The sequence below is a fragment of the Marivirga sp. genome, assembly GCF_024636815.1.
Taxonomy (GTDB): domain Bacteria; phylum Bacteroidota; class Bacteroidia; order Cytophagales; family Cyclobacteriaceae; genus Marivirga.
Map to the genome: position 1 here is coordinate 1 of NZ_JAGXGF010000108.1, position 10284 is coordinate 10284.

The 10284-nt window shown below is 35.7% G+C and carries 9 protein-coding genes and 1 pseudogene; 5 read left to right on the forward strand and 5 right to left on the reverse strand.

Features of this window, described 5'->3' with window-relative positions:
* Both Q0L29_RS08370 and Q0L29_RS08375 read right to left on the reverse strand, forming a co-directional pair.
* Positions 1-184: pseudogene (locus Q0L29_RS08370) on the reverse strand (hypothetical protein); the annotation flags it as partial.
* A gap of 433 nt (positions 185-617) precedes the next feature.
* Positions 618-1985 (reverse strand): hypothetical protein, encoded by a 1368-nt coding sequence (locus Q0L29_RS08375; protein WP_296620767.1) that lies wholly within the window; start codon positions 1983-1985, stop codon positions 618-620.
* Positions 1986-2537: 552 nt separating this feature from the next.
* Between Q0L29_RS08375 and Q0L29_RS08380 the strand changes: the two genes are divergently transcribed.
* The 5 genes from Q0L29_RS08380 to Q0L29_RS08400 all read left to right on the forward strand — a co-directional run bounded on the left by Q0L29_RS08380 (position 2538) and on the right by Q0L29_RS08400 (position 6101).
* Positions 2538-3221 carry a hypothetical protein gene (locus tag Q0L29_RS08380; RefSeq protein ID WP_296620769.1) on the forward strand — a complete coding sequence of 228 codons (684 nt, stop codon included), beginning with the start codon at positions 2538-2540 and terminating at the stop codon, positions 3219-3221.
* A gap of 70 nt (positions 3222-3291) precedes the next feature.
* Positions 3292-3597 (forward strand): hypothetical protein, encoded by a 306-nt coding sequence (locus tag Q0L29_RS08385; protein WP_296620770.1) that lies wholly within the window; start codon positions 3292-3294, stop codon positions 3595-3597.
* A 319-nt stretch (positions 3598-3916) separates the two neighbouring features.
* Positions 3917-4405 (forward strand): hypothetical protein, encoded by a 489-nt coding sequence (locus Q0L29_RS08390; protein ID WP_296620772.1) that lies wholly within the window; start codon positions 3917-3919, stop codon positions 4403-4405.
* Between the two features lie 311 nt (positions 4406-4716).
* On the forward strand, positions 4717-5670 hold the full coding sequence (locus Q0L29_RS08395; protein ID WP_296620773.1) for a calcium/sodium antiporter: 954 nt from the start codon (positions 4717-4719) through the stop codon (positions 5668-5670).
* A gap of 71 nt (positions 5671-5741) precedes the next feature.
* Complete coding sequence (locus tag Q0L29_RS08400; protein ID WP_296620775.1) at positions 5742-6101, forward strand: cupin domain-containing protein; 360 nt, start codon at positions 5742-5744, stop codon at positions 6099-6101.
* A gap of 42 nt (positions 6102-6143) precedes the next feature.
* Here the strand turns inward: Q0L29_RS08400 and Q0L29_RS08405 are convergent, their stop codons facing one another.
* The 3 genes from Q0L29_RS08405 to Q0L29_RS08415 all read right to left on the reverse strand — a co-directional run bounded on the left by Q0L29_RS08405 (position 6144) and on the right by Q0L29_RS08415 (position 9736).
* Entirely contained in the window at positions 6144-7100 is a 957-nt protein-coding gene (locus Q0L29_RS08405) for a fibrobacter succinogenes major paralogous domain-containing protein (RefSeq protein ID WP_296620776.1), read from the reverse strand.
* A gap of 176 nt (positions 7101-7276) precedes the next feature.
* Positions 7277-8452 carry an Ig-like domain-containing protein gene (locus Q0L29_RS08410; RefSeq protein WP_296620778.1) on the reverse strand — a complete coding sequence of 392 codons (1176 nt, stop codon included), beginning with the start codon at positions 8450-8452 and terminating at the stop codon, positions 7277-7279.
* A gap of 219 nt (positions 8453-8671) precedes the next feature.
* Positions 8672-9736 (reverse strand): family 16 glycosylhydrolase, encoded by a 1065-nt coding sequence (locus Q0L29_RS08415; protein ID WP_296620781.1) that lies wholly within the window; start codon positions 9734-9736, stop codon positions 8672-8674.
* Positions 9737-10284 lie beyond the last annotated feature (548 nt).

The window sequence follows — 10284 nt, forward strand, 5'->3', positions numbered from 1 at the left end:
ACTCCAGGCCCATCGTTTCCCTGATATGGTTGAGGCGCGTAATCTGTTCGGGGTCTTTTTGGTTGTAATACGAGAATATATACCGCATCTCGGAGGTATAGTTGCGTACCGTTCGGGGGGAATAGTTCTTGGCCGATAAAAATGCGGCCGCTTTTAAAAGCAACCCCTCGGCTTTAGGGTTCAATTGAACTTTAGCTAGTTCCTGACTTTTTTAAAATCTTTCATAATTGGAATATTTAGTTATTTGTTCCGCTAATTTAGTAATTTACCATCGGTTGGGTCCTCCACCGTAGGTGTTCGGTTCAACACTAGCTAAAAACAATGGCGTAATTGCATTTAATTGGAATATTCTCGCTTTTTGGTACCTTTATTTGAGGTTGCAAATGAGGGCTTTTAATCCGCCAAAGTTTTTTAGCCATAGCGTTAGAAACAATTTAAAATTAATAAAGATAAGCTATTCCAGATAGGATTAATGGAGACTTCTTTATCTTTCCCATTGATAGAAACATTGACCTGGTAAAAGCACTGCATTGTAAACTGATCCCCAATTCGAAATGAATATTTTCAAATCATAATTCGTGTAGCATTTCAGTTAGTTTAATGCCCAAAATGATATATTAATCATTCCCAACGAAATTGGCCCGTCCAAAAAATCGTTGATTCACGAAGTTATTGAGATTAGAACCAAACCGGTAATTAAACCCAAATCGGGTATCGATGGTATAAGCTGAGGGTAGGGTTACTCTCCCGCTCAAAATATCCTGTTCGGTGAAACCTCCTGCTGCCAGGTAAATCTGGTCCTTTACGTAGTTGCCTTCTGCCCTTACATAAAAAGAAAAATTCCCGGTAACACGGACATCTGCACGAATATCCAAACCTGTGGACCAAAAGTTAAAATCATCTAGATAATTTCTTAGACGATATCCAACTTGCAGGTTACCCCATGGTTGATTTAGTCCCAGACTGGCTCTCAGACTTTGGAGGGCCCTAGTTTCTTCAACTGCACCGTAAATCGTTTCCTGTACATATCTATTGTTCCTGACTTCAATCCCATAGTTCACTCTCAGAAACCTAGAATTCTGCTCTGATTCCGGAAAAAAATTGTACTCTACAGCTGGTCTGAAGCTGACTTGAAACCTATAATTAAGGCGAGTGTTCTGAATACCTGCCAAATCATATCCATAAGACCAATTGGGTGAAATAGACTTTACCAGCTGGTGACCAAATCCAAATTCTGATACATCAAAATTGTTCTCAATTTCATCGATGATCTGGTTACCGTTGGCATCAAGAACCGGATCGCCATTTGAATCAACTCTTGGTACCCTCTGAATCGTTGTTCTTAGCCTTTCATTTACTCCCCCAGATATGGAGATTTTCCATTCATCCGTGATACGGTTAATATTAATGTCTCCACCCAAATTAATTTGCCTACTCAATTCCTCTAATTCAATGTTCGCATCACTACCAACATTAAAAACCCAGTAATTCCAGGGATCAACGCTTTCCTGTGCAGTATCTTCCAGAACACTAAGGTCAGTATTCATGTTTATATTAACCACTTCTCCTGCTTGGGTCTTCGCAACAAACGATGCCAAACCTAATTTGATAAAGCGGGTAAGTTTTTCTCGCACCTCAAAGTCGGTGTCCGTCTGTTTGTTGTTTACATAGAGGGTGTCTGCTTTTCCCGCATGAATGTTTTGTTGACCAATAAAAATCAGTTGATATTGTCTTCCACCGCCACCAGATCTGTTATTGTTAATGAGCAAAAAGACATCAGCTTTTTCATTATCCCTGTAGAAGTCAACGGCCGTAATTTCCGTTCTGATAAAATCCATATCACAGCCCCCATCCCACCGTTCACAGCCATCGATAAACACCCGGAGTTTTTTGGGAGGGTTGTAATTATCAATTAATGTTTGACTAATTGCAGGAGGGTTAAAGGAAAAAAATGTAAGAATCAATAAAAGTGGTATTATTCTCATTTAATTAGGGTTAATTCTCGTTGATCGCATCCTTACGATTAAGCTTAGGTGCAAGTTATCAATCTTAAAATTGCCTTTTACTATTATTGTTTAAAATAAGCATACATTTTACATGAAAAACCAAAGGAAATGATTGTCGGTCCTTTGGCAACAATGAATATAAGCAATAGCGACTTCCGTTTGGCAGGTGAAGAGAAGTGGAAATTAAAAGATCCTGATTATTCCAACATAGGATACTTTTTAAAATAAAATAAAAGTGCTAAAATCACATAGGAAGTAAAGTAAAGTAAAGAATGTTGCTACATAGCATAAAACCCATTTGCTCACCACCCTGTAGACAAATATCTGCTAAATCGCCCGTAATTTATGCTTGCTTTTCATAGCTGGCATCCAAGGATAATGATTTGGCAAACTCTGGAGTCTAATTATTCTAAGCTTTTGCAATTAAAGAAGTGTATCAGTTTGCGGAGAAAGCATAAATTACTAATTTCAGTATTTCATAGCCTAGTATAACAAACGGGTTTTATACAGGCGTTGGCCACCATTAAAAACATGAAAGAGATACTATTTGCACTAATTATACTTTTTACAATGCCTGGGTTTTTAATAGCTCAGGCAGAGATAACAGCTGTAGAGGAGATAGACAATTCTATTTTTAGAAAAGATAACTATTGGAGAGGCGCGGACGGTGCAGCTTCGATTGATTTAGAGAATGGGAAAATCTTATGGCTTTTTAGTGATACGTTTATTGATCCTCAAGGTACAGGCAAAAGAAGTAATTCAAAAATGATCAACAATAGTATTGCTATTCAAGAAGGCTATTCTTTGGATAAAGGAAAAATTTCTTTTTACTATAGAGGAAAACAAAGAAAACCTAAATCATTCTTTGAGCTACGGGCTAAGACATGGTTCTGGACTGGACATGGAATTCTAGTAAATGATAAGCTTATCATATTCTTATTTGAGGAAAAGAGCATAAAAACAGGTATTGGATTTGAAGCAATAGGATGGTATGTAGCCTTAATAGATAATCCATTCGAAAATCCTCTTGATTGGAATACGAGGTATATTAAAGGGTCAGATACTTTTGGGGTTATAGTTGGTTCTTCAGCAGTCTTACAAGATGAAAACTACGTCTATGCTTTTGGAGTAAAAGAGCCTTCGACACATGAGACCTATTTACTTCGATTTATTAATAAACGGAGACCTGTCAAATATCGAATGGTATACAAATAATACGTGGTCAGATAATGTTTATGAGGAACCCAAATCGTCTTCTTTATTTATTAGTCAAACTGAATTTTCTGTGCACTATGATCAAGAACTTAAAAAATTTATTCAGATACAGACTTATGGGTTTGGACAAGCTTCAATAGGATACAGACTTGCCGACCACCTTTATGGGCCATGGTCTGAACCAATAATATTCTATACCTCAACTTTAAAAGATGACAATGAATTTGTTTACACCGCAAATGCACACCCTGAATTTAAGTCTGATGGACTTTTTGTAACTTATAATATTAACAATGGGAATTTTGGGAGGTTAATGAATAATGAGGACATATATTTTCCAAAAATTATTAGGGTAGATTGGAATAGAGATAAATAAATACCTTTGCCAGCACATGGAACGTTTGACGGGATGAAAATAGAAATCAAGAAAGAAAATGGCAATCTAATAGGAAGGCTAACTAAGTTAAATAAAAATAAATATGTCCAATATTTGCCTCACCAGATAACGTATGGGTAAGTGAAATAAGGAGGTTATCCAAGTTTTGATTTCTCTTGACAGAAAAAAGATAGCAAAAGAACGCTTTGCTCTACATAGATTATCGAGCTAGAAACAATTTAAAGTAAGGTTTATAGATGAAGATACGATAGGGTTCTTAGGAGAAGGGAAAGAGCAAAAAATACAACCATAAAATAATATGAAAACTATTCTATTTTTACTTTTAGCAATTACTATCCATCCAGCATTTTCGCAGACCTGGAAAAAAATAAACATAGATGAGAAGGTAAGCATTTCTAAACCAGGAGAGACGAATAGAGTAACTTCTGGTGAAAACATAGAGATTTCTGCAATAACTGCTTCTGGAAATCTATCTATAGAGCGTTTTACTTTACCGGATAGCATTGAATATAATGACGGTAAGATAGATTTCTTAAAATACTATAGTAATGGATATATAAAGGGAATGGAGTTTAGTGGGAAAATTAACAAAACTGAGAATACTAGTGAGCTCCAAATTGATTCTGGAAAAGTTAGGAGTGTGCTTTTAAAAGGCAATAAAGAAAATATAATACAAATTTATTTTTTCGTGATCGATAGAAAAATTTATTCTATTCAATTCATTGAAAATGAAGCTCCTTCTGATAGTGTTAGACAAAAAATATTTTCTTCAATTCAAATAAAATAGGTTAGAAAAATTGCTTAAGCTAATAAACAATATATTGAATTTATGCTGAATTAGATTGAAAAAAGCACTAGTACTTTCTGAAATTTTAGTAATAAATTACATCTGTTTCATTTCTTTTTTAAAGAAATGCTTCAATGATGGTTTTCTAAAAAAAAATAGCAGTTTATTAAATTATCTTGAACGGGGCAGGAAAATATTTTATACTATATTGCTTTGAAGGTTTAAATATATGCTAGTTCTCATTATAACTAAACATGTGCCTTTTAGTAATTATACTGAACCCCTTACATTTAGCTTAAATTTTTGACAATATGGTAATTCAAACTTTGTTGGTTTTGGTAGGATTTGCCTGCTTGGTTTTTGGGGCAAATTGGCTTGTGGATGGAGCATCGTCTTTAGCGAAAAAATATAATGTATCGGATTTAGCCATTGGCTTAACTATAGTTGCTTTTGGAACTTCAGCTCCCGAGTTGGTAGTCAATATTGTTGGGTCGGTTAATGGCTATTCTGATATAGTGCTTGGAAATATTGTAGGAAGTAATAATTTCAATTTGTTTATCATATTGGGTATAGCCGGTTTAATATTACCCATTAAGGTTCAATCTTCCACGGCATGGAAAGAAATCCCGATTTCCTTTTTTGTAGCTGTTTTAATGTTGTTTCTGATAAATGATTTTAGCTTTTCTGAGCCCAGCAGTTTAAGCAGAGTGGAAGGTATCATTATGCTATTATTGTTCCTTCTATTTCTGTATTATGTATTCACACAAATGAAGAGTGATCCGAATATTCAATCAGATATTGTACCAAAATCAACACCTAAAATTTGGGGACTAATTGCAATTGGATTATCAGGATTGATAATTGGAGGACAGCTAGTGGTTACTAATGCGGTAAATGTTGCAAATAGTTTAGGCGTCAGTGAAAAAATAATAGGTCTAACTATTGTTGCGGCTGGAACCTCATTGCCGGAATTAGTGACTTCAATTGTTGCAGCTACAAAAAAGAACAGTGATATAGCCATAGGAAATGTCGTGGGGTCAAATATTTTTAATATCCTATTGATTTTATCAATAAGCAGCATCATTAAACCGATTGAATATAACCCTAAATTTAATTTAGACTTATATATTTTGATTGGAGGAACAGTGTTTTTGTTGATAGCAATGGTTACTGGAAAAAGAAAAAAGTTGGATCGCTGGGAAGCCGGTCTTCTCTTAGCATTTTATCTTTCTTATACGGTGTTTTTAGTAATGAAGGAAATATAAAAACTCAGTTCTATTCCATATGCCAATACAAAAATTCACATATTTAAACTTTGAAATAAAATTTAAAGTAAATGGAAAAAGTAAATCTTAATCAGAAATTCTCATTGTTTTCAGAGCATTGGTCACCCAAAATTGTGGGTGAACTGAATGGGCAACACGTAAAACTAGCCAAGCTTAAGGGTGAGTTTGTTTGGCACAAACATGAAAAAGAAGACGAGCTTTTCTTTGTGGTAAAAGGCAGTTTTAAAATGGAGTATCGCGACAGAACAGTAGTCGTGAATGAGAACGAATTTTTAATAGTACCGAAAGGAGTGGAGCATAAACCCGTGGCTGAGGAGGAAGTTTGGGTGATGCTTTTTGAACCTGCTTCAACTTTAAATACGGGAGATACTGAAAGTGAAATGACCAAAAAAGATTTGGATTACTTATAGGAAGAACCATTTCATTTCCAGTCTATTCTAGAATAACCTTTTTTATTCCTCTTTCACGCATCGCACTGAGTAACCAGCACTTCTTAAAAAATTGGCAGCAATGATGGTATTTGAATCAAAATTAAGTTGGTAATAAAAAGAAAAGTCTGCTCCATTGGCAGTATTGGCCCACCAAAAGCCATTAAACCCCATATTTATAAAAGTGCCATCGGTATATTGTCTTCTTCCGGAAGGCAAGGCGGTAAATCCGCTGCTATTATTTCCGGAGGTTGATGGATTCCAATGGGTGTTACCAGCTTCTTTTAATTTGGCACCCGCTACATTAACTCCACCTAGTTCGGAGATTAAAGCATCCCAATCAGCTTGGGTGGCTACTCGCCAACCTTCTGGCGCCAAATTTCGAAGATCAGAAACTGCAAACCAATTATATAAAAGCCCATAAGTTGCTAAGTCATTTAATTCTTCTGAATTATTATAGCTTGAATAAGCTTCAGTCCCTAGGTTTACCCATTGGGAATTGCTAGTGATATTGGTAATAGGATCCCCATTTCGGTAATGGGTAGTTCGCAGGTTTTCAGCCATCCAGGTTTGATTGCCTATGGTAATTGTTTTGTATGCATTACCATCAATATCAACCATCGTTTCGTAAGATAATGATTCATTAAATACTGCATCAGATGTGCCCTTATTCACTACATTAATGGAAACCGTGAGATTGGCATTATTAAATGCCGATGGGTATTTAGGAGTAAATGCAACATTTAATTCCTGGTTATTACCTTCTTCAAGGACAGTTCCAAAATCTGGTGTATATATATAAGTTCCATCTACATCAGCAGTAGCATTAAGTTGGTTTTCGCTTAAAGGAACGCCCACCCCAATATCATTAGGAGTTTCCCAAGTAAGTTCAGGATTGATTTTTTCAAACTCATTACTACATCCGGAAAATAAAAGAAAAATGGTAGATAATCCGAGGAAGTTTTTGATTAGATTAGTCATAGGTTTTCATGCTTAAGTGATTAAATAAGAAGCATTATATACATCCTAATCGAATCTATTTTAATTATTATAGTAAAGCTACACTTTTTTTAATGATAATAGATAAATTAAAATATTTTAGATAAGAAAAGACGAACCCTAAAAGAATTCGCCTTTTCTATTGCTTTAAATAATTACTATTTTAAGAATTTTTGTCTAAGCTTATGCTGTTGATCATTTATCTGAATAAAGTATAGACCTTTATCTAAATTGGAAACATCAATAGGATTTGTAATATCTCTGGTTTCAATTAAAACTCTTCCATTAATATCTAATATGCTAATTTCTGCATCACCACTAAATCCATTTGCATTAATCCACAATTGATCCTTTGCAGGGTTAGGGTAGATTACCATTGATAACTCGTTTGATTGTTCTTCATTATTTGATAGAATAACATCAGTTGTTCTTTGACCACTTGCGCAATCAAAAGAGCCTGAGTTTAAGCTTGGGTCGTAAGTTAAATTGCCTTCGACATTATTAACACAAAAGTTAACAGTAACTCCGCCTCTGGCTGTTGTTGATGTTTGAAACAAAACTGTTCCATCAGAACCGGTAGTACTGCTTACAGATTCATTAAATGTACCTGAAAAAGTTCCCGATACAAGAGCACCTGAAACGGGATTACCTAAGTTGTCTGAAATAGTAACAGTTGCAGTTCCGTACTTACTTCCACCGCCTGCATTTCCAGTTCCGGTAATTAGATCACTTACATAAATTGTAGTAGCTGTACCACTACCTGAAGTCCCACTAATGGATATTTCTACTGAAGTGCTAATTGCACCTTCATTATCAGTTGCAGATGCTGTAATGGTTTGTGTTCCTTCTGCTACGCTCCAGTTTGCAGCATAAGGCTCAGCTGTATCTATTCCAATTGATCCACCATTAACAAAAAATTCAACCTGAGCAATGGTGCCATCACTGTCAGCAGCACCGGCCTCTATTGATATCTCACTTCCTGTTGTGAAACTTGATCCATTAGCAGGATTCGTAATGCTCACACTTGGAGCCTCATTAACCGGTTCCACACCGCCTGTATCTGCTAAATAGCTATCCAGATTATCAAAATAATATGTGTCGCCTGTAAAAGTATTAGAGTTAAATAGAATCGCCATTTTTGCTATGGTTGGACTTGCTCCACCATCAGGACGGTCTAATAAAGAAAAAGCAATTCTTTGCCAATTAGAATTTTCAGTTATTGTTCCCACATATCTGCTGTGTCGCCCTTCCGGATAATTGGTGGCCGTAGCAAGAGAGGTTTCCAACTGTAATATGATTTCAGTTCCTATAGGCGCATTAGTATAAACATCCATATAGAATTTTTTAGCTGATGATACTCCAGCATATTGATCAGCATTGCTAATGGCTGAAGTTTCATAAAATAATACATCATATTGCGTTTGAGAATCTCTAACATATTGACCGCTTAGAGCACTACCATTTACGGTATTAGGAGCTGGGTTTTGGACTTCTGTAAGCGTACCATCACTTGAGAAGAAAGTAGCAGATCCTACTTCATCAAAATTTTCAAATTAAAAATCCTTGCTGTAGGATGGCTCTACTACTACATCAATTGAAATAGACTCATTTCCATTCCCTACATCAAAAGTCGCACTTACATTACCACTTGTGCTACCAAAATTGACTGTTAATTCACTCGTCCCTTGACCAGAAACAATAGTAGCATCAGCAGGAACTGCCCATTGAACATTTGATCCGGCAGACAATTTATCTACATTATAAACAGCATTTGTTGCTTGATTGGCCACTACTCTCTCTCCCCGGATACTGGGCTTGTTTCCGTCATATACGCGAACGTAATCTACCATCATAGCAGAAGGGAAAATACTATCATCCACTTCACCACCTAAAGTACCGCCAACTGCTGTGTTAAGAAGGAAATGAAACCTGTTATTGTCAAAAGGCCAACTATAAGGTGCAACATCTTCTGCAGTTTTTACTGAATAAAGAATGTCATCTACATACCATCTGATTTCACCTGGTTCCCATTCAATAGCAAATTCATGGAAATCATCCGTAAATAAGCTACCATCATACAAATAGAAATTATTTCCTTGAAATTGATTATCTGGATAAGGGTCACCGTAATGGATAGTGCCGTAAACGTGGTCAGGCTTTGAAGAGGTGAATTCCATTATATCTATTTCGCCATCCATAGGCCAGCCACCATTGGGTTCGTCTGTTGATAGCATCCAAAATGCAGGCCATAATCCGGCACCGGCAGGAAGTTTCATCCTTGCTTCAAATCTTCCATAGCTAAAGTCAGCAAGATTTTTTGTTCTAATTCTTGCGGATGTATAAGCTTTAGATTTCACTCTTTCTTTTTTGGCAATAATACTTAACATGCCATTATTGACTTCAGCATTTTCTGCCTGGTAATACTGTAATTCATTATTTCCCCAACCGCAAATGCCTTCTGCGCAGCCATCGCCAATTTGGGGTTCCCATTTAGTGAGGTCAAGTGAGCTTCCATCAAACTCATCCGACCATACCAGGGTGGGGTTTTGCGCTTGTAATTGAAAGCTGCATATTATAATGCAGCAACATAAAGTGAGTGATTGTAATAAACGTTCCATAGTTATAGTTTTAGTTAAAAAAAAATTGAATCATCAACTTATCTGTAATAAATTCAATTTTCAATATTTCAACTACATCAATACTACATCAAGCTGGGTTTGTCTACACATCATAAATCATACAGTTTAACTCTTTTTGTAAGCTGTGTAAGAAATAGCCTGTATAATGAAAATAATACGATCTTATTAAAATGCTATTTTGGTTTAGCGCTAACGGTAGGGAAATGTGTTGGTAAATTTATTTTTGATATTGGAATATTTTTATAAGCAATTAAATGAAGTATCGATTTGTCACAACAAAAAAGCCTCCGGAATTTCTTCCGAAGGCTTTGGTGTAAAATTAAAAGTGAAGATTTAGGAATCAAGAAAATTTCTCTAATCCTCTTCTTGATTAACTACTCTCAATTCCTAATAACCTGAGTTCGATTCTAATTTAGGATTCAGAACGCCTGTAAATAGTGAGTTTCAACTAAAAATTCTGAAGCAATAGCGGGCTATTGTAAGGAATTTTTAGGAAGAAAATCGCTGTTTAGAGGTGGGATAGGAAA